This is a genomic window from Yoonia sp. GPGPB17 (assembly GCF_037892195.1).
Taxonomy (GTDB): Bacteria; Pseudomonadota; Alphaproteobacteria; order Rhodobacterales; family Rhodobacteraceae; genus Yoonia.
This window is the reverse complement of the sequence record NZ_JATACI010000002.1, coordinates 1,489,863-1,508,180: the sequence shown is the minus strand read 5'-3', so window position 1 is coordinate 1,508,180 and position 18,318 is coordinate 1,489,863. Positions and strand designations below refer to the sequence as shown.

Sequence of the window (18,318 nt, the reverse complement as noted above, 5' to 3'; positions counted from 1 at the left end):
GTACTTTTCGGTACTGGACTGTACTTTTCAAAGCGCCCCCACGCGCGGCACCGTCATCACCAAGCCGCGTCCAAACGTCAATACCTTACACCCTGTACAGCGGCTTAAGTAAGCAATTCCAGATATGTAGCGGTGTGCTGTCTGTGCGAAAACCGGAAACTAACCGCCGTATGTGGGATATGTTCCAAGTATTATCAACCCTGAATTGAATCTGAATTGCTTCGTCGCTGCGACCAGCGAATGCTACTGCCAGCGCCCCTCGAAATCCTCTGGCACAAGTAAGACATCGCGGTCCAGTTCGTTGACATCGCGCCGCCCGCAAAGTGCCATTGTGGTGTCCAGTTCCTTGTGGATAACCTCCAATGCGGTTTTCACACCTTTCTCGCCCATCGCGCCCAGCCCGTTGACGAAAGCGCGCCCGATATAGGTGCCCTTTGCCCCCATGGCGAGCGCCTTGAGCACATCCTGGCCGGATCTGATCCCACTATCCAAGTGCACCTCTACCTTGTCGCCGACCGCGTCCATGATGGCGGGCAATGCGCGGATCGACGATAAAGCCCCATCAAGCTGGCGACCGCCGTGGTTTGACACGATAATTGCATCCGCTCCGAGTTCGGCCGCTTTTTTTGCATCTTCGGCGTCCAGAATACCTTTCAGGATCACGGGACCGCCCCACATCTTCATCAATTCCGCGACGCGGTTCCAATCCAGGGCGTGGTCAAAGGCCTCAGCCGTCCAAGATGCAAGCGAGGAGGGGTCAGACACACCTTTGGCGTGGCCAACAATATTGCCAAAGAAACGGCGCGGCGTGCCCAACATCTCGAGGCCCCATGACCATTTGGTGGCGAGGTCTGCCATGCTGGCCAGTGTGAACTTTGGTGGGGCAGACAGACCGTTTTTGAGGTCTTTGTGCCGCTGACCCATGATTTGCAGATCAAGTGTGATCACCATGGCCGAACACCCGGCATCGCGTGCGCGATCAAACAGGCGCTTCATGAATTCGTCGTCTTTCAGGGTATAAACCTGAAACCAGAACGGTTTGTTTGTTCTTGCTGCCACATCCTCGATTGAACAAATGGACATGGTAGACAGGGTAAACGGCACGCCAAATTTTTCGGCGGCCCGCGCGGCCTTGATCTCACCGTCGGCACACTGCATACCTGTCAGCCCGACCGGGGCAAGAGCCACCGGCATGGATACTTCCTGCCCGATCATCTGGCTTGCCGTGGTCCGGTTGGTCATGTCGACAGCGATGCGCTGGCGTAGGCGGATCAGGTCGAAATCGGAAGTGTTTTCACGAAAGGTTTGTTCCGTCCAACTGCCGCTTTCGGCGTAATCATAAAACATCTTGGGCGTGCGACGTTTATGAAGCCGCTTCAGATCAGCGATCGTTGTAATAACGGGCATGGCGAAATCCTTGAATTGGTAACTATTTATTACCGATTTAGAGGTTTTTCGCAAGTCCCTGCTTTGATGTGAATCAAATCAGAACGAATGTGTCGATCAACCGCGGTGGGTGCCATCCGCAAGGGACTTCACGAATGTGAGCACATCATCAGCGCTTTCGCCCGCGCCAATCTTTTCCACAATGGCAGAGCCGACAACCGCACCATCGGCGATCTTCGCGATGGCCTCTGCGGCGCCTGGTGTCTTGATGCCAAAGCCAACGATCACAGGCAAATCCGTCTGCGCTTTGATACGCGCGACCTCCGGGCCGACATCGCCAGCCTGCGCCTCGGCGGAGCCGGTAATGCCGGTCACAGAGACGTAATAGACAAAGCCAGAGGTGTTTTTCAGAACGGCGGGCAGGCGTTTGTCATCCGTTGTCGGGGTCGCAAGGCGGATGAAGTTGATACCTGCGTTTTGGGCCGGGATGCAGAGTTCCTCATCCTCCTCAGGCGGCAGATCAACAATGATCAGACCATCAATGCCCGCGTCTTTGGCGTCTGCCAGAAACGTATCGACGCCGCGTGAGTAAATTGGATTGTAATAGCCCATCATCACAATTGGTGTGATGTCGTCTTCTTTGCGCAGCTCGCGTGCATATTGCAGCGTCTTTTCCAGGTCCTGCCCGGCTTCTAACGCGCGCTGCCCCGCAAGTTGAATGGTTGGTCCGTCCGCCATGGGATCGGTAAATGGCATGCCAAGCTCAATGATGTCGACGCCTGCCGCGGGTAAGCCTTTGACGATCTTTAGACCGGTGTCATAGTCAGGATCGCCAGCCATGACATAAGCTACAAAAGCTTTCTTTCCCTGCGCGCGCAACTGCGCAAATTTCGCGTCGATTCTGCTCATCTTGGTCCCCGGTCTGCAAACTTGATGTGGTTTGCTTGAAGGCGTGCGGAAAATCAATGGCAGAGTGCACACCCCATGCCGCTTGCGCCTGTGCCCGTCCGCCCCTAGAAGCGCGGGCAGGATCAAAGGAGAGCCGCGATGGGTTTCAAAATGGGTATTGTGGGTTTGCCGAATGTGGGCAAATCAACCTTGTTTAATGCGCTGACCAAGACGGCTGCCGCGCAAGCGGCCAACTTCCCGTTTTGCACGATTGAACCAAATGTGGGCGACGTGGCTGTCCCGGACGCGCGCTTGGACAAGCTGGCCGCAATCGCTTCTTCCAAACAGATCATCCCGACGCGTATGACCTTCGTTGATATTGCAGGCCTGGTGAAAGGCGCCAGCAAGGGTGAGGGTCTCGGAAACCAGTTCCTTGCCAATATTCGCGAATGTGATGCCATCGCCCATGTGCTGCGGTGTTTTGAAGATGATGATATCACCCATGTCGAGGGTCGTGTTGATCCGGTCGTAGACGCAGAAGTGATTGAAACCGAGCTGATGCTGGCGGATTTGGAGAGTATCGAAAAGCGTATGCAGAACCTCGTGCGCAAGGTGCGCGGTGGTGACAAGGAGGCGGTACAGCAGGTGAAGCTGCTCGAGATGGCGCAGGCGGCATTGGAAGACGGCAAACCCGCCCGCACCGTTGAAGTGGATTCCGACGACGCAAAAGCGTGGAAAATGCTGCAACTTTTGACCACCAAACCGGTGCTTTATGTCTGCAATGTTGAAGAGGACAGTGCAGGTTCGGGCAATAGCCAGTCGGCGCGGGTGGCCGAGATGGCGGCGGCGCAAGGGAACTCACACGTTGTGATCTCGGCACGCATTGAAGAAGAAATTAGCCAGCTTGAAGCCGACGAGGCCGAGATGTTTCTCGAAGAAATGGGGCTCGAAGAAGCTGGCCTCGATCGGTTGATCCGTGCCGGGTACGAGTTGCTGCATTTGCAGACCTATTTTACGGTTGGTCCTAAAGAGGCACGCGCCTGGACGATCAAAGAAGGCACGTCAGCGCCACAAGCGGCGGGCGTCATCCATGGTGACTTCGAGCGTGGCTTTATTCGGGCCGAGACGATTGCCTACGACGACTTCGTGACGTTGGGCGGTGAACAACCCGCCAAGGAAGCGGGTAAAATGCGGGCAGAGGGCAAAGCATACATCGTCAAAGACGGCGATGTGATGCACTTCTTGTTCAACACCTAGATAGATCCGCCATACGATCATTGCCTGATGTTTGAAAACTGAAGCAGTAGTCCTCGCTTCATTCATCGTCTTTTTCAGCCGACTTGCCCAACTGCTTGCGAATAGCAGCGGCGCGCTTTGGCGGCAGCGTCGGCACATTGTCCTGCATCTGCTGTACCTTCGCCTCGGCCCCCGCAATCAGGCCCTGAATATGCTGTGCCTCGGGCAAGTTTTTCCAATACTTCTTGGGCATCTCGGATGTCATTGCGCTCACCTTCAACCGCGCCGGATTGAAGATGTTGCAAAAGTACGTGCCCCATAACGCCTCTGTTGCGTCCTCGGGCAGGTCGGGTTTGGGCTGGCCGGGATGGAACGACAGGTTGCCATCCACAAACTGCGCCGTCACATCCGGCGTTGCGATCATCCAATCCATGTCGGCAAAGCGGCGGGCAAAGAAGGGGGCAGTTGGTTCAACTGTGTGATGCGTCGGCTCAAACCATGCCGCAAAGCTGCGCCGCGTGCCGCCCTGGCGCAAGTCGCGAAAGCGTACAAAGGCCTTCATCTTGTGTTTGCAGCGATGCACGCCCTTTTCCATCTGGCGCAGCTTGGCAAGATCTGGGTCCGCACGATCCTGCATCAGGCCGGGCTGATGGCGCAGCCGCCACAGCAGCGCATAAAGCCGGGCAAAGCGTTGCGGATCCTTGTGCCAGACCACCCAGTTTGCCATGTCCACAAAACTTTGCGGCGCTTTAATCCGCCGGGTGAGAGGCGGCAACGGTGTGGCTGTCGCAAAGAGTTCGCCCATTTCATTGTCGAAGTCCCAAAGGATATCTTCGGGTGATACGCCGACGCCAATCAGCCGTTTGGCCGCATCACGCCACGCGATGTCAGTGCCAATCCGGGGCAGGGGGACGGTGTACATCACAAAAGGCTCAACTGTTCAGGGGGTGGGGTAAACCGGGCGCGCAGGGTGGCACTATCTGTCAGGCCGCCGGGGGACCAATCCCGTGCCGTGATAAAGGCCTGCGCCTTCTTCAGCGACGCCCCCATGCGTAGCAGGTCGTCATAACGCAAGCGCCGGTGCCGTCGCGTCGAGAGGATGCGGCCGACGGTGCGGGTACCAAAACCGGGGATACGCAGCAGCATCTCCTTGCTGGCCCGGTTCACATCAACCGGGAATTGTGCGCGGTTTTGCAAGGCCCACGCCAGTTTTGGGTCAATATCCAGATCAAGGTTTCCATCGGGGCGTGCTGCTGTGATTTCAGCAACGCCGAAACCATAAAAACGTAGCAACCAATCCGCTTGATAAAGCCGGTGTTCACGCGCCAAGGGCGGCTTGATCAGGGGCAGTTTCGCTGTCGCATCCGGGATCGGTGAGAATGCCGAATAGTAAACCCGCTTGAGTTTGTAGTCACCGTAAAGCCGGGTTGATTGCCCAAGGATTGTGGCATCGGTGGACATATCGGCCCCTACAATCATCTGTGTCGATTGCCCCGCCGGAACAAACCGCTTGGCGCGTTTGCCCGTATAGCTGCGCTCACCTGCGACATCCGTGCGCGATTTCACATCGCCCATCGCCTTGCGGATCGTGGCGGGGTTCTTTTCGGGTGCATAGGCTTTGACGCTGTTGTCGGTCGGTAACTCGACGTTGATGGATAGCCGGTCTGCATAAAGACCGGCCTGCTCGATCAATTCCGGTGCAGCATCAGGAATCGTTTTGAGGTGGATGTAGCCGCGAAAATGCTCGACTTCACGCAGGCGTTTGGCGATGCGCAGCATATCTTCCATGGTTTTGTCGGGTGACTGGATGATGCCAGACGACAGAAACAGGCCTTCGATGTAATTGCGGCGATAGAACTCGATCGTCAACTGGACCACCTCATCGACAGAAAATCGGGCCCGCTGCACGTTTGAGGACACCCGGTTGATGCAATAGGCGCAGTCGTAGATGCAGAAATTCGTCATCAGAATCTTCAACAGGCTGATGCAGCGCCCGTCAGGGGCGTAGGCGTGACAAATCCCCGACCCTTCGGTTGATCCCAACCCTTTTCCATCCCGGCTGTCGCGGCGCGTTGTGCCGCTGGATGCACAGGACGCATCATAACGAGCGGCGTCGCTCAGGATCGCGAGTTTTTGAGAGAGGTCGAGCCGGGCCATATGTTCATGTTATGTTCTTGTATTGAGGCTGGCAAGATGCCTTCCCAGACATTCCGAACATTTGCATAGCGCATGGCTGCAGTTGTTATGAGCGGGCAGCGATATGGTCGTCGACCATCGCCTTGAAATCCAATGTTGCCGCTCGTACCAATCCCAGCATGTCCGGCTGAGCGACGGCATTTCTTATCTCGTTCTGCCAGTTTTTCGCCGTGGCGTAGTGAGGTGGCAGACGATAGCCGCCGAATTTGTTCGAAAACGGTAGGCAGAGCACCTTGCGTCCCATCAGGAGCCCCCAATAAACGCCGTGGTAGGAGTTTGAGATAACGATTTTACCACTGGCAATGAAAGCAAGTGCTTGCTGCAGTGAAGCGGCATGATTGTCGGTAACAGGTATATCATTCGGTATTGTAATTCCCATCTTTGATGTCTTACCGGCATGGGCGTAGAAAACGACGTTGTGTTCGGGTGCCGGTGGCGCGTCAAAAATCTGGGACATGCAGCTGGCGCAGGGCGCATATCTGAAACGCGTGTCGCCATAGTCGCGGGACCCAACGATAGACATCCGTCTACGGGCTTGCATGTACCGCATCGAGATCGGGAATGATTGTACCGTACTCACACCCCACGCGATGTTTAGCGCACTTTTGGGCTGCCTTACGCCAGCGTAGGTCGCCAAGCCGCGGAATATCTTGCCACCACCGTAAACACCGATGTCATAGGCGGGGGTATCATTGTCACGCAGGTCTGAAACGGTCGCATCGCCCCAATCGAAATAGTCATATGGCGAACAGGCTTGATCGCCAATGTTATCGGTGCGGCGCAGGTGTTGGAAATGTAACTTCATGACAATCCTTTGGATACGCTAGCCGGTAAAACGTGATCTAAGTTCGCTTGAGCTTTCGATCCCGTGCCGGGCTAGAAAATCGACGGCAGACGTATCCTGAACTGGTGCTTTTTCGATTAGCGCAGCTTTACGCATGATCGCTGCCGCACGTTGGTCGCGGGCTGACCCAGACACAGCTGGACCCGATAGCTTGGCCTGCATTTCTGCTTCTGACATCAGATAATAGTGATTTAACTGGATAACGTCTTGAGTGACGAATGCGTCAGACCGTTTGGTATTTGGTGCTTTGAACCCTAGAGTATTTGCACTCATGTTGCCATCCGAGGCCGTATGAAATTTGTGAGTGCTGACCTGCGTAACGTTACAGGGATCAACGATGCATTTGAAGTTGAGCAACGGCCCGGTCGCTGCTGCTGCACGATACTGAAACGCAAATGGGACGGCATCTTCTGATACGGTCCTGTGGCCGCTATGACCGAACATTGTCCACGGCAACGAGATGTTGGGACTATCCATGCCGGATAACGCCTCGGGCAGTGTCTTCGCCGCGCGCGGCACCAGATATTCGTCCGTGTCAATAAAACCCATCCGTTGATACGCGCCGCCAAACGTGCAGATGGCATGTGCGTAAGCAATGATCTGCCGAGGTAGGATCATGCCGCTTTTTGCCTCGGATGTATCCAGCCTCCAGGGTATGACCGTTACAGCGCAGCCGTTGAAAGCGCTTGCGATTTGTGCGGTCTCGTCGGTCGAGCCATTGTCGTAGAGATATACATGCGACACACCCGCAAGGGCGTGAAAGGTCAGCCAATCGCCAATGCGGCGCGCTTCATTTCGCGCAATAAGAACCAGAGCTAACGGTGCGCGCGAAGCTTCGGCAACCGGTGGTCGGATTGCTATGCGGCTCGCGCGGGCAGGCGCTGGTTTTCCAAATGGCCAGATCATGCCGTCACTGCGGGTAGTTGTGCAAGAAAACGAAAGGCACCTGTCTTTTCTAAGCGATCCCTGATGAGTTGGGGCGTGTGCGCATTGCCAGGTACATCGGCGGGATAGTAGATCTGATCGAGAAAACTCATGACAGCGTTGCGCGTTTCAGCGTCAAACGACCAATCGGCGGCGTTTGCCAGCGATCTGGTCAATGTCGTTTGGTCGGGTGCTGTATCAGCCATGCCCGGGATTGCCCAAAAGCACTGGCCGCAAGCCAAGACGGGTTTATCAAAGAACATGGCCTCCAAACCGACTGAGGAGTTGATGGTCAACACCCCACGGCTTGCAGCGACCTGTGCAAACGTGTCGGTCGTATTGTCGAGGTAAATGGCTGTTTGGGCTTCACGCAACCGGTCAGCCACAAAGGGTGGCGTGCTGGGGTGCTCTTTTAGTCGCAGATGCCAGCCATCCGGCAAGGCCTTAGCCGATCCGACCAAAGCTTCCACAAAGCTGTCGACGGTGCGGAAGTTACCGCCAAAGAGGCGTAGCTGACTATCACCTGGAACTTGTAGTGGGGCAAATATGAAGGGATCGGTCAATGGCGGTAAACTTGCTGTCGGTGCAGGTGGCTTGTTGGGAGTGCGTTGCTTGATCCTTGTTCCCAATGCGCGCCAATCATTTGGGTCAACCTTACTTTGCACAAGCCAGCTTTTGTAAGAGGCCGCCTCGCGGGGCAGGCTGTTGGCAAAATTGACGCCTGCCGTATCAACTGTAATCCGACCTGGAAATGGGCCCAGTTCGAAGAACAATGTCTTGGCACCAGCGTCCTTGGCGGCGTCCATAAAGACGCGTCGCGTGCCATTCAGGCCGTTCCACGCGACAGCGACATGGTTAGGGTGCTTTTCAAAGTAGCGCCGCGTTCCGTTGTACTGCATGCGCAGAATTCGATGCCAGATTTGGCGTTTTGGTCCCGGTGTGTGAACGCCCCGCCCGGCCATAAGCGCCGTTTCAGCGCGCTCTACAGCCTGTGATCGGTCTAGCAAGCTTAGTTTGGGTGTTTTTATCCAATTGATAGTGCCAAGCGGCGCAAGACACCTATCAATTCGCGCACGCTTTTGTTTGCGCGGATCAAGGCATACAAAGGTGAATGGCTCAGCCATCCAGATCTGTCCACTTCAACTGTGTGTTGTGTGTCACCGGACGGGTCAGCGTCTTACCGACCACCCTGTCAAAATCATACCCGGCAATCTCACCGGACCCCGGGCGGCGTGCCCAGATATCGGCCTCGGTGATCACGTGACCTGCAGGCAGATCGCGGTCCGCGACGACAGAGGCGCGTGCAAAGCGATAGACATCCTCTTCGGCGCTGGTGCGTTGCTTGGGGTTATGTAGCGCGGTGTGAATTTCTTTTGAACGGTCGATGATATGGCGCAATTCGGCCGGGTCCATGGAATTGATGATATCAGGACCCTTGCGATAGCGGGTGTCGGTGTAGTGGCGTTCCAGAATGCAAGCACCAAGGGCCACTGACGCCAGTGCCATGTCGGGACCGATGGAGTGATCCGAGAAACCCACAGCGGCGTTTGGGAAGGCCTGTTTCAGGTCAGTCACACCTTGCAAAGATACAATTTCGGGTGGTGATGGATAAAGATTGGTACACTCAAGCAAAGCATAGTCGATCCCAGCCTCATCAAGGATCGCGACCGAGGCGCGAATGCTCTCGATACTTTGCATGCCGGTTGACATGATCACCGGTTTACCCATCCGCGCAATGTGCCGGATCAGGGGCAGGTTATCGGTCTCACCTGACCCGATTTTGAAGGCAGGTACGTCCAGTTCATTCAGAAAATCAGCCGCTGCGCGCGAAAATGGCGTTGAGATCCAGATCATCCCAAGGCTTTCGGTATAGCGCTTTAGCTCTGCCTCATCCTCCAGCGACAGGGCGCATTCAGCCATGACGTCCCAGATTGACACATCGGCATTGGGTGGGAATATCTGTTTGGCCTCTTCGGTCATCTCGTCTTCGATGATGTGGGTCTGGTGTTTTATCATTTCGCAACCCGCTCCAGCGGCAAGGCGTACCATTTCCTTGGCGACGGCCAGATCGCCGCCGTGATTGATCCCGATTTCGGCAATCACCAGCGGTGGATGCTTTGGTCCTATCTTGCGGCCAGCGATATCCATGATTGTCTCCTGCATTTGCTATTGTCCCGTGTCTATGGGGTTTCAATCCAAGGAGCAATTGGGTCCGACCCATTGCAATGCGGCCTTTCTTGGGTCAAGTGACAGGCTGACGTCCTTGATTGAGCTGCCAATGATCCGCAAAATATTCAGCGCGCTGGAGCGCAAAGAACGTGAGTTGCGCCAATCATTCGGGCACGACATTACCGATCCAATCGAACGCAAGCGATCTTACCGGCATGTGCGCTGGCTGGATCATGGGATATTGCGCACCTTCTGGCACAACTTTGAAAAGGTCAGTGACGGTGTTTATCGCTCAAACCATCCCGATCACAAACGGTTTGAGGCCTATGCGGCCATGGGGATCAAAACCGTGCTGAACTTGCGCGGCGTGGCCAAGCAGCCGCATTACCTTTTCGAGGTCGAAAGTTGCGCGCAATTGGGTCTGACGCTTGTAACCGTGCACATGTCGGCACGGAACGCGCCCAAAACCGACCGGTTGATCCAGGTGATAGAGGCGTTCGATACAATGGAGCGCCCCTTCCTTCTGCATTGCAAATCAGGTGCAGATCGCACGGGTTTGGTTGCGGCGCTTTATCTGATCACCCAAGACGGCCAAACCGTCGCCGAGGCGCGCAAACAACTGAGCTTTCGTTACTTGCATATTCGCCGGTCAGCGACCGGGATACTGGACCACTTTCTGGACGTCTATGAGGCGCGCAACGCAGAAAGCCCGATAGGGATCAAGGATTGGATCAGGACGGAATATGATCCCGAGGCTTTGACCGCCAGCTTTGCCGCGAAGCAAGCGGCTTTGAAACCATGGCAGGGCTGGCGTTAGGCGGGGTTGCGTACACCGTCTGCGATTTGCTTACCAAGCAGGTATGCGATCACATCCCAGTCAAACGGGCTGTCGACATCAAGGCCACGTTCATTCGGTACAATTAGTGGAACTACATGGCCCTCAAACAGGCGGGACGCGGTGCGCAAGTAAGAGGGCTTGACCACATAGACCAGGCCGACATGGTCATAGACCATTGGTGCCTGTTGGCGCGCGACAACACCGTGGGGCAGGGGTTTTGAAACCTGCAACGCGCCATTGGCATCGGTTTCCAGCATGTTGAAGTACGGGTTTTTGCGGCTCTCGCAGCAGGACATGACCATGTCGGGTTGTTCTGCAGCGAACAGGTCGAGGCCCGCGTCAATGTCCTCTGGCAGCCGCAAAGGCGAGGTGCAATCGAGATCTAGGAAAGCATCGGCGGGCCCGGTCTGCTTTTCGACCTCGCCGAGGGCGTGCTGCCAGACATCCCATTTCGCTGCCGTATCCGTCGCCAAAGCCGCTTACCGCAATCCGATATCAAGGCATCCGCGCTTCAAACCATGTTCATACATCTCGGGCGAGTCCGTGGACACCACCACATGATCCACCCGGTCAGAGGCGATGAGTTGATCCAGTGACCAATCAATCAGGGGCTTGCCATGCAGCATGCGGAAGTTCTTGTTTGGCACGCCCTTGCTACCCGCGCGGGCGCCGATATGACCGATGATCATGGCTTTACTCCTCTGTGCCGCGCGTTCCAGCAAAACGGGTGGACCAGCCTTCGCGCTCTTCATCGGTGATCTTGCGGAACAGGTTTTCCGGCACGGCAAAGGCGTGGCCAGCCGGAAGTACTTCGACGGCAGCCGCCACATCGGTGGGCCAACTGTCATCACCGGTCTGCATCGCTGCGATCATCGTCTTGGACGCGTCGGGAATGAAGGCCGCTGACAGCACCGCATAGATGCGGATCAGATTGAGCGCGAGGCGCACCTGCATTGCGGCGGTCTCAGGATCGGTCTTGAAGGTCGTCCAGGGCGCGTTGGCTTGCAGATATTCATTGCCGAGCACCCAGATTGCGCGGAGTTCAGCGGCAGACTTACGCACCTCCATCGCGTCCATGTGGCCTTCATAGGTGCGAATGCGAGTGGTCAGGTCGACAATCAGTTGTTCTTCGGCGGGACCATAGGTGCCGCCCTCGGGCACCGCTTCGCTGAACTTGGAGCGGCAAAACTTAGTTATCCGGCTAACAAAATTGCCCAATACGTCAGCCAAGTCTTTGTTAACGTCTGTCTGGAAGTTTTCCCAGGTGAATTCCGCGTCCGATGACTCGGGCGCATGCGATAAAAGCCACCAACGCCAATAGTCTGCGGGCAAAAGCTCTAGCGCCTGATCCATGAATACGCCGCGCCCGCGCGAGGTGCTGAACTGGCCACCGTCGTAGTTGAGGTAGTTGAACGATTTGATGTAATCGACCAGTTTCCAAGGTTCTTGACTGCCCAGAATGGTTGCCGGGAATGACAGCGTGTGGAACGGCACGTTATCTTTGCCCATGAACTGGGTATAGGTCACGTTGTCTGCACCCTTGTCGGTGCGCCACCAGCGCGCCCAATCGGTGCCCTTACCCGCATCTTCCCATTCCTGCGCGCAGGCGATGTATTCGATGGGGGCATCAAACCAGACGTAGAAAACCTTGCCGTCCATACCGGGCCAGACATCGTCACCTTGCATAACTGGGATCCCCCAGTCCAGGTCGCGGGTGATGCCACGGTCCTGTAAGCCGTCACCATCGGTCAGCCACTTTTTGGCGATCGAGGTGGTCAGAATCGGCCAATCCTTTTTGCTGTCGATCCATGTCGCCAGATCGTCCTTTAGCTCGGATTGACGCAGATAGAGGTGTTTGGTTTCACGCACCTCCAACTCGGTTGAACCAGAGATCGTGGAACGTGGATTGATCAGATCCGTCGGGTCGAGCTGCTTTGTGCAGTTGTCGCACTGATCGCCACGCGCGCTTTCAAACCCGCAGTTAGGGCAGGTGCCTTCGATGTAGCGGTCTGGCAAGAAGCGGCCATCCGCGACCGAATAGACCTGCTCCTCAGTCACTTCCTTGATCAAGCCAAGGTCGGCGAGCCGTGTGGCAAAAGCCTGGGTCAGCTTGTGGTTCTGTGGACTGGAGGAGCGGCCAAAGTGATCAAAGGACAAGCGGAACCCATCTGCGATTTCGGACTGCACGGCGTGCATTTCGGCGCAGTATTCGGCCACTGGCTTACCTGCTTTGGCCGCGGCCAATTCAGCCGGCGTGCCGTGTTCATCTGTTGCGCAAAGGAACAAAACCTCATGCCCGCGCTGGCGCAGATAGCGGGCGTAAAGGTCCGCAGGCAACTGGCTACCTACCAGATTTCCCAGATGTTTGATCCCGTTGATATAGGGAATGGCGGATGTGATCAGATGGCGGGCCATAGCGATGTCCTTGCAGATTTGCAGCCTATCTAGCGGGGGTTGCTGCCAGATGCCAGATGTTGCGGACAGGCTGGCGTTCCGGGCAATGCAGGGGTACATCTGGCACAACGCCCCATGCATTGAGGAGATACCCCTATGAAACGCCTGATCCCTTTTGTTATCGCCGCGACACTTGGTTCTGCCGCATCTGCGCAAGAGGCCTACGTCGGAGCAGGGGTGGACTATCACTTCCCACATTCCGGCGATGCACAAACTGTCACCTCTGCGATTGCCGGACTGGGTTTTGATACCGGGCTTTTCGCGCTTGGCGCGGAAGCCGAGTATGGGCTGCGTATTGCTGGTGACAATGACTACGATACCGCCCGTGTGCGCGTTTGGGTGAGCCGCGATTGGGCTGACTATACTTTCCGTGTCGCGGGTGGCGTGACCGAATACTACTTTGAAGATGACAATACAGGTGGCTTCAATGCCGGGCTCGGTGCAGAGCGCGAGGTTTCGCCAAACCTGACCGTGCGGGGCGAGTTGATCCGTGATTTCATGGACAACACCTTTACCGAAGCTGTCACCACGACACGGATCGCGGTGCTTTACAGCTTCTAGTGCTCGCGGCTGCGTCCCAGCAATCGCCCAATGCCAAAGCTGGTCCGTGGGGCATAGATGTAGCGGGTCCGATCATCGGGCGCTTTGCGCACGCCCATACGCCACAGACCGAACAGCACCAAAAGCAGATGCCCGATTGAGATGAAGTAGAAGAGTGCGGCGGGGCCGAAGAACCCGATCAGCGTCGAGGTTGTGAAGGGTGCCGCGATGGCACCCAACGCAAAAAGAACATCAGTGCGGCCGAAAGCTCGACCCGCTGATCGGATGTCGCAAAGTCGTGGGCGTGTGCGGTGGCAACTGAATAGATTGGAAATGTCGTCAGGCCAAAAACGAAAGAGGCCGTCATGATCGCGCTTGTTCCGTTCCCCGCTGTGGTGACGGTAAAGCCGCAAGACAGGATCGCGGCAACAGACAGCCAGATCATCACCCAGCGGCGGTCATATTTGTCCGCCAGCCAGCCAACAGGGTACTGCGCAATTGCACCACCCGCAACGAAGGCAGCCAGAAACGAACCGATTTGATTGGCGGTCAGGCCGACTTCCTGACCATAAATCGGGCCAACCATACGGAACGACGCACTTGATAGAGCTGCAACCAGCACGGCGGCAACGGCCAGTGGTGAACAGGCCCAGGCAAGGGCGGGTCTGAGACGGGTTGCCTTGGGCGTTTCGGGCTGTGGTACCCGGGTCAGCGCGAGCGGCAGCAGCGACGCGCAGCACAGGATCGTCAGGATGTTGTATGCGATATAGGTTTCCAGATTGGCCAGGGCGCCAATCATGAACTGGGCAACAAAGGATGCGCTTGTGTCTGCAATCCGGTAGCTGGCCATGGCCCGTCCGCGTGTTTCATTGGTGACCTTGGCCTGCAACCAGGCCTCGATCACCGTATAGCACCCGGCAACGCAGATACCGGACCCGATCCGAAAGAGGGCCCACAGATACGGGTCTGTCGTGACCACATGTGCGGCTAGCCCAATCGCCCCCATTGCGGTGAAGGTTGCAAAGGCGCGGCTGTGTCCCACACCGCCCATCAGGCGAGGCGCCCACCAACAGCCAATGAAAAATCCTACAAAATGCGCCGACCCCAGAAAGCCGACCTGAGACTGCGAGAACCCCAACTTCAAACCGGTCAACGCGTCCAAAGGACCAACCCCGCCAGAGGAAAGTTGCAAAAGAGCGACCGACAAAAACAATGCCGCAAATGAAATGATCATGCGCATGATCCGACCTATGCGCCTGCCACGTCGGGGATGCTAGGCCATAATCGACAAATCGAATGTCGTCTTTGTGCCCTTGTCCTTGGGCGCTGGCATATTAGGGTCTGGCGCGAACAAAAATTTGAGGCAGATGAGATGAAGCAACTTCCCCTAGGCCGCACCGACATTACGGTCAGCGAATGGTGTTTGGGCACGATGACCTTTGGCAACCAGACACCAGAGGACGATGCCCACCGTCAGATTGATATGTCGCTGGATGCGGGCATCAACTTTCTTGATACCGCCGAGATGTACCCGGTGAACCCGATTCGGGCCGAAACCGTCGGGCTGTCCGAGCAGGTGATTGGCAATTGGATTTCGAAAACAGGGCGCCGGGACGAGATTGTGGTGGCCACCAAAGTGTCAGGCAACAACCCCGGTTGGGTCCGTGAAGGGCGCGGCTATGATGGGGCAGTGATCCGCGAGGCGGTAGAGACATCGCTGAAGCGGCTGCAAACGGATGTGATTGATCTCTACCAGATGCATTGGCCGATCCGGGGTTCTTACATGTTCCGCCAGAATTGGACCTATGACCCTTCGGGTCAGGACCGTCAGCAGACCATGGATCATATGATGGACGTGCTTGAGGCGCTGGGCGACATGGTCAAGGCCGGTAAGATCTGCGCCATTGGCATGTCGAACGAAAGCGCATGGGGCATGACCAAATGGATTGATCAGGCCGGGGCTGCTGGGTTGCCACGTATGGCCTCGGTACAGAACGAGTACTCGCTGTTGTGCCGCCTCTACGATACTGACATGGCAGAAATGGCGGTGAATGAGGATGTCACGCTGCTGTCGTTTTCGCCGCTTGCTTGTGGTCTGCTGACTGGCAAGTACCAGAACGGTCAGGTGCCCGAAGGCAGCCGCCTGTCGATCAACGGTGATCTGGGTGGGCGCGTGACGGATCGGCTTTGGCCTGCGGTGCAAGCCTACCTTGATCTGGCCGCAAAACACGGGCTGAATCCGGTACATATGGCGATGGCCTGGCAACGCACCCGGCCTTTCGACGTATCTGCGATCTTTGGTGCGACGACATCAGATCAATTGACACGGATATTGGCGGGCAAAGATGTGGTGCTGTCAGATGATGTGATCGCCGAGATCGATACGGTGCATAAGCAGAATCCAATGCCCTACTAGATAAGGTGGATTTCAATCCACCTTACATGCGGCGCCCAAGGTGATTTCAAACCGTGGCCCGGGCACTGTCGTAATCTCGTCCAGCCCCATCGCGCGATAGGCGGCAGCGGCCCCCGGATTGACGGGTGACGTGCCTATCACCAGCCGGTGGGCACCCTTTGCTTCTGCATAGGTCCGACATGCCATAAGCAATGCCTTGCCGACCCCTTTGCCGCGCATCTGCTCTGCGACAAAGAGATGGGCAATGTCAAAAAGGTCTCCGTTATGCATTGGCCGCCAATGCCATTCCAGCACGGCGTAGCCTATGGCCCGACCATCTTGGCGGGCGATCAAACCGGTCAGCGGACCGCCGATGAACTTTGCCTGTGTATCTGCCAGGCCCATCTGGCAGGTATCACCATGAAAGGCGCAAAGCTTTTGGATCATCCGCAGCAGGTCCGGGATATCCTTTGGGGTGACTTGTGTGATGTCTGGCATCGTTTTTGTCCTTGCGATTGGCCCGCAAGGACGCCCAGCAAACAGATCACCCTTGCGGGCGGCTGTTGTTTCAAGATGTCATCAAAAAAGCCCAGCCGCCGCTATATGGCGCTGGTAAAATAGACCGCATGAGAAAGTGGCGTTCTGTGCATAGGGACGGTGATGCCATTGTGCCCCAGAGCTTGTCAAGAATTCCGGCTTGTGTGGTGTCATGATATCGGCAAATGTCGCCGCAGACGCGAAGGGAGAACGCAAATGCCACTTGAGATGAACCGCGAGGTCTTTATCACTTGCGCTGTAACGGGATCTGGCTCAACCCAGGATCGCAGCCCGCATGTGCCCCGCTCGCCCCAGCAAATCGCCGAAAGCGCAATTGATGCCGCCAAGGTTTAAGCGCCGCAGTTGTCCATTGTCACGTACGGGACCCCGAGACCGGCGTGCCATCGCGTGATTTGGCGCTCTATCGTGAAGTCACGGACCGCATTCGCGATGCGGATGTCGATGTCGTGTTGAACCTGACAGCGGGCATGGGGGGCGACATCGTGTTTGGCGGCACCGAAGTACCGCTGCCCACTGTTGCTGGTACCGATATGGTTGGCGCAACAGAACGTGTCGCCCATGTCGCCGCATGTCTGCCCGAGATTTGCACGCTCGATTGCGGTACAATGAATTTTGCCGAGGCCGACTACGTCATGACCAACACCCCCGGCATGCTGATCGCGATGGGGCAGATGATGACTGACCTAGGGGTCAAGCCGGAGATTGAAGCCTTCGACACTGGCCATTTGTGGTATGCAAAGCAGCTTGTGAAAGATGGCGTGCTCGACAGCCCGGCACTGGTACAGCTTTGCATGGGCGTCCCTTGGGGCGCGCCGGATGATCTCAATACCTTCATGGCGATGGTGAATAACGTGCCGGATGATTGGACATTCTCGGCCTTTGGGCTGGGGCGCAGTCAGATGCCCTATGTTGCAGCTTCGGTGCTGGCAGGTGGCAATGTGCGCGTGGGTCTGGAAGATAACCTGATGCTGGATCGCGGCGTTCTGGCGACCAATGCACAACTGGTTGAGCGGGCCGCAGGGATCGTGGAAAACCTTGGTGCGAGGGTTATCGGCCCCGCCGAGGTGCGCGCAAAGCTGGGTCTGACAAAACGCGCGCCGGTGTCCAAGTGAGGGCACTGGCACTGATCGTCTTGCTTGCGGGCTGTGCGGCGCAGGATAGCGGCGGCCTGTTTTCCGTGTACCGGGACACGGACGCGCCAATCGCTTCAAAGGCGGTATTCGCGCCGGAACGCTATCTGGGCGTTTGGCATGAGGTATCGCGCTATCCAGTGCCATTTCAGGCGGGCTGCGTCGGTGTAACTGCAGAGTACGGATTGCGCGACGATGGGTTACTTTCTGTTCTGAACATCTGTCGGGATACCGCCGGACGAGAGACCTCACGGATCGCGGGCACCGCAGAAATCGTCGGGCCCGGGCGGCTCAAGGTCAGGTTCCCGTCTGTCCCGTTCGTTGCCGCCGATTATTGGGTATTGTGGACGGACGAAGATTACCGCACAGCGGTTGTCGGGGCCCCAAATGGACGGTCGGGGTGGATATTGAACCGCACGCCTGACATTCGTGCCGACCGTCTGGAAGCGGCGCGTGATGTTTTGGAGTTCAATGGCTATGATCTTAGCCGACTTGAGGAGTTTTGACGATGAGACGTTTGATTTTGGGCAGTGTTGTAGCGCTGGCTGCTTGCGAAGGTGGCGGGATGAACGCCGGTGGTGGTATGCGTGAATTCATGGTGATCGGCGGGCGCATGTCCTTTGAATCTTGCCGCGCGCGCGGTGGTTTGATCATCCGCGACAGCAACACCGCGATGGTCGCCTGCGATCCGACGATCCGCCGCGAACCTGTTCCAGCGGATGAATTTGACCACCCTGACGACAAACCAGCAGGTTAAGAG

The 18,318-nt window shown here is 56.6% G+C and carries 18 protein-coding genes and 2 pseudogenes; 7 read left to right on the top strand and 13 right to left on the bottom strand.

Annotated elements, in window-relative coordinates; translation table 11 throughout:
* Positions 1–243: 243 nt before the first annotated feature.
* Positions 244–1,407 carry an alpha-hydroxy acid oxidase gene (locus QTO30_RS08150; protein ID WP_340423683.1) on the bottom strand — a complete coding sequence of 388 codons (1,164 nt, stop codon included), beginning with the start codon at positions 1,405–1,407 and terminating at the stop codon, positions 244–246.
* A 96-nt stretch (positions 1,408–1,503) separates the two neighbouring features.
* Positions 1,504–2,295 (bottom strand): tryptophan synthase subunit alpha, encoded by a 792-nt coding sequence (trpA, locus tag QTO30_RS08145; RefSeq protein WP_340423682.1) that lies wholly within the window; start codon positions 2,293–2,295, stop codon positions 1,504–1,506.
* A 138-nt stretch (positions 2,296–2,433) separates the two neighbouring features.
* Between trpA and ychF the strand changes: the two genes are divergently transcribed.
* Positions 2,434–3,531 (top strand): redox-regulated ATPase YchF, encoded by a 1,098-nt coding sequence (gene ychF, locus QTO30_RS08140; RefSeq protein WP_340423681.1) that lies wholly within the window; start codon positions 2,434–2,436, stop codon positions 3,529–3,531.
* Between the two features lie 58 nt (positions 3,532–3,589).
* Here the strand turns inward: ychF and QTO30_RS08135 are convergent, their stop codons facing one another.
* The 6 genes from QTO30_RS08135 to QTO30_RS08110 all read right to left on the bottom strand — a co-directional run bounded on the left by QTO30_RS08135 (position 3,590) and on the right by QTO30_RS08110 (position 9,622).
* Positions 3,590–4,432, bottom strand: a complete 843-nt coding sequence (locus QTO30_RS08135; protein WP_340423680.1) for a TIGR03915 family putative DNA repair protein — start codon at positions 4,430–4,432, stop codon at positions 3,590–3,592.
* Positions 4,432–5,667: a putative DNA modification/repair radical SAM protein gene (locus QTO30_RS08130; RefSeq protein WP_340423679.1), complete on the bottom strand. Its 1,236-nt coding sequence runs from the start codon at positions 5,665–5,667 to the stop codon at positions 4,432–4,434. The genes QTO30_RS08135 and QTO30_RS08130 overlap by 1 nt, the downstream gene beginning before the upstream one ends.
* A gap of 85 nt (positions 5,668–5,752) precedes the next feature.
* A complete protein-coding gene (locus QTO30_RS08125) occupies positions 5,753–6,511 on the bottom strand; it encodes a hypothetical protein (RefSeq protein ID WP_340423678.1) in 759 nt (252 codons plus the stop codon).
* A gap of 18 nt (positions 6,512–6,529) precedes the next feature.
* On the bottom strand, positions 6,530–7,456 hold the full coding sequence (locus QTO30_RS08120; protein WP_340423677.1) for a glycosyltransferase family 92 protein: 927 nt from the start codon (positions 7,454–7,456) through the stop codon (positions 6,530–6,532).
* Entirely contained in the window at positions 7,453–8,373 is a 921-nt protein-coding gene (locus QTO30_RS08115; protein WP_340423676.1) for a capsular polysaccharide export protein, LipB/KpsS family, read from the bottom strand. The genes QTO30_RS08120 and QTO30_RS08115 overlap by 4 nt, the downstream gene beginning before the upstream one ends.
* Before the next feature lie 217 nt (positions 8,374–8,590).
* A complete protein-coding gene (locus QTO30_RS08110) occupies positions 8,591–9,622 on the bottom strand; it encodes an N-acetylneuraminate synthase family protein (RefSeq protein WP_340423675.1) in 1,032 nt (343 codons plus the stop codon).
* Between the two features lie 130 nt (positions 9,623–9,752).
* Here QTO30_RS08110 and QTO30_RS08105 point away from each other — a divergent pair, with 130 nt between their 5' ends.
* Entirely contained in the window at positions 9,753–10,460 is a 708-nt protein-coding gene (locus QTO30_RS08105) for a phosphatase domain-containing putative toxin (RefSeq protein ID WP_340423674.1), read from the top strand.
* Here QTO30_RS08105 and QTO30_RS08100 read toward each other — a convergent pair.
* Genes QTO30_RS08100 through metG form a run of 3 tightly spaced genes read right to left on the bottom strand, consistent with a single transcriptional unit; the run spans position 10,457 to position 12,896 of the window.
* Positions 10,457–10,954, bottom strand: coding sequence for an acylneuraminate cytidylyltransferase family protein (locus QTO30_RS08100; protein ID WP_340423673.1), 498 nt, complete (start codon positions 10,952–10,954; stop codon positions 10,457–10,459). The genes QTO30_RS08105 and QTO30_RS08100 overlap by 4 nt on opposite strands.
* Positions 10,955–10,960: 6 nt before the next feature.
* On the bottom strand, positions 10,961–11,170 hold the full coding sequence (locus tag QTO30_RS08095) for a cytidylyltransferase domain-containing protein (protein ID WP_340423672.1): 210 nt from the start codon (positions 11,168–11,170) through the stop codon (positions 10,961–10,963).
* Between the two features lie 4 nt (positions 11,171–11,174).
* Positions 11,175–12,896 carry a methionine--tRNA ligase gene (gene metG, locus QTO30_RS08090; protein WP_340423671.1) on the bottom strand — a complete coding sequence of 574 codons (1,722 nt, stop codon included), beginning with the start codon at positions 12,894–12,896 and terminating at the stop codon, positions 11,175–11,177.
* A gap of 135 nt (positions 12,897–13,031) precedes the next feature.
* Between metG and QTO30_RS08085 the strand changes: the two genes are divergently transcribed.
* Complete coding sequence (locus QTO30_RS08085; protein WP_340423670.1) at positions 13,032–13,496, top strand: outer membrane protein; 465 nt, start codon at positions 13,032–13,034, stop codon at positions 13,494–13,496.
* Here QTO30_RS08085 and QTO30_RS08080 read toward each other — a convergent pair.
* Positions 13,493–14,715, bottom strand: a pseudogene (locus QTO30_RS08080) (MFS transporter). The gene QTO30_RS08085 and the pseudogene QTO30_RS08080 overlap by 4 nt on opposite strands.
* 132 nt (positions 14,716–14,847) lie before the next feature.
* Here QTO30_RS08080 and QTO30_RS08075 point away from each other — a divergent pair.
* The gene (locus QTO30_RS08075; RefSeq protein WP_340423669.1) at positions 14,848–15,891 is read left to right on the top strand and encodes an aldo/keto reductase; all 1,044 of its coding nucleotides are present in this window, start codon (positions 14,848–14,850) and stop codon (positions 15,889–15,891) included.
* A 12-nt stretch (positions 15,892–15,903) separates the two neighbouring features.
* Here QTO30_RS08075 and QTO30_RS08070 read toward each other — a convergent pair whose 3' ends face one another.
* Complete coding sequence (locus QTO30_RS08070) at positions 15,904–16,368, bottom strand: GNAT family N-acetyltransferase (protein WP_340423668.1); 465 nt, start codon at positions 16,366–16,368, stop codon at positions 15,904–15,906.
* 255 nt (positions 16,369–16,623) lie between these two features.
* Between QTO30_RS08070 and QTO30_RS08065 the strand changes: the two are divergent.
* The 3 genes and pseudogenes from QTO30_RS08065 to QTO30_RS08055 all read left to right on the top strand — a co-directional run bounded on the left by QTO30_RS08065 (position 16,624) and on the right by QTO30_RS08055 (position 18,315).
* A pseudogene (locus tag QTO30_RS08065) lies at positions 16,624–17,540 on the top strand (3-keto-5-aminohexanoate cleavage protein).
* Positions 17,537–18,064 carry a lipocalin family protein gene (locus QTO30_RS08060; RefSeq protein WP_340423667.1) on the top strand — a complete coding sequence of 176 codons (528 nt, stop codon included), beginning with the start codon at positions 17,537–17,539 and terminating at the stop codon, positions 18,062–18,064. Before QTO30_RS08065 ends, QTO30_RS08060 begins: the two are co-directional and overlap by 4 nt.
* Positions 18,065–18,066: 2 nt before the next feature.
* Positions 18,067–18,315: a hypothetical protein gene (locus QTO30_RS08055; RefSeq protein WP_340423666.1), complete on the top strand. Its 249-nt coding sequence runs from the start codon at positions 18,067–18,069 to the stop codon at positions 18,313–18,315.
* Positions 18,316–18,318 lie beyond the last annotated feature (3 nt).

Excerpts from the sequence above, each read along its gene's own strand:
- QTO30_RS08150 (WP_340423683.1), bottom strand. The coding sequence starts at position 1,407 with ATGCCCGTTATTACAACGATCGCTGATCTGAAGCGGCTTCATAAACGT.
- trpA (WP_340423682.1), bottom strand. The coding sequence starts at position 2,295 with ATGAGCAGAATCGACGCGAAATTTGCGCAGTTGCGCGCGCAGGGAAAG.
- ychF (WP_340423681.1), top strand. The coding sequence starts at position 2,434 with ATGGGTTTCAAAATGGGTATTGTGGGTTTGCCGAATGTGGGCAAATCA.
- QTO30_RS08135 (WP_340423680.1), bottom strand. The coding sequence starts at position 4,432 with ATGTACACCGTCCCCCTGCCCCGGATTGGCACTGACATCGCGTGGCGT.
- QTO30_RS08130 (WP_340423679.1), bottom strand. The coding sequence starts at position 5,667 with ATGGCCCGGCTCGACCTCTCTCAAAAACTCGCGATCCTGAGCGACGCC.
- QTO30_RS08125 (WP_340423678.1), bottom strand. The coding sequence starts at position 6,511 with ATGAAGTTACATTTCCAACACCTGCGCCGCACCGATAACATTGGCGAT.
- QTO30_RS08120 (WP_340423677.1), bottom strand. The coding sequence starts at position 7,456 with ATGATCTGGCCATTTGGAAAACCAGCGCCTGCCCGCGCGAGCCGCATA.
- QTO30_RS08115 (WP_340423676.1), bottom strand. The coding sequence starts at position 8,373 with ATGCAGTACAACGGAACGCGGCGCTACTTTGAAAAGCACCCTAACCAT.
- QTO30_RS08110 (WP_340423675.1), bottom strand. The coding sequence starts at position 9,622 with ATGGATATCGCTGGCCGCAAGATAGGACCAAAGCATCCACCGCTGGTG.
- QTO30_RS08105 (WP_340423674.1), top strand. The coding sequence starts at position 9,753 with ATGATCCGCAAAATATTCAGCGCGCTGGAGCGCAAAGAACGTGAGTTG.
- QTO30_RS08095 (WP_340423672.1), bottom strand. The coding sequence starts at position 11,170 with ATGATCATCGGTCATATCGGCGCCCGCGCGGGTAGCAAGGGCGTGCCA.
- metG (WP_340423671.1), bottom strand. The coding sequence starts at position 12,896 with ATGGCCCGCCATCTGATCACATCCGCCATTCCCTATATCAACGGGATC.
- QTO30_RS08085 (WP_340423670.1), top strand. The coding sequence starts at position 13,032 with ATGAAACGCCTGATCCCTTTTGTTATCGCCGCGACACTTGGTTCTGCC.
- QTO30_RS08075 (WP_340423669.1), top strand. The coding sequence starts at position 14,848 with ATGAAGCAACTTCCCCTAGGCCGCACCGACATTACGGTCAGCGAATGG.
- QTO30_RS08070 (WP_340423668.1), bottom strand. The coding sequence starts at position 16,368 with ATGCCAGACATCACACAAGTCACCCCAAAGGATATCCCGGACCTGCTG.
- QTO30_RS08055 (WP_340423666.1), top strand. The coding sequence starts at position 18,067 with ATGAGACGTTTGATTTTGGGCAGTGTTGTAGCGCTGGCTGCTTGCGAA.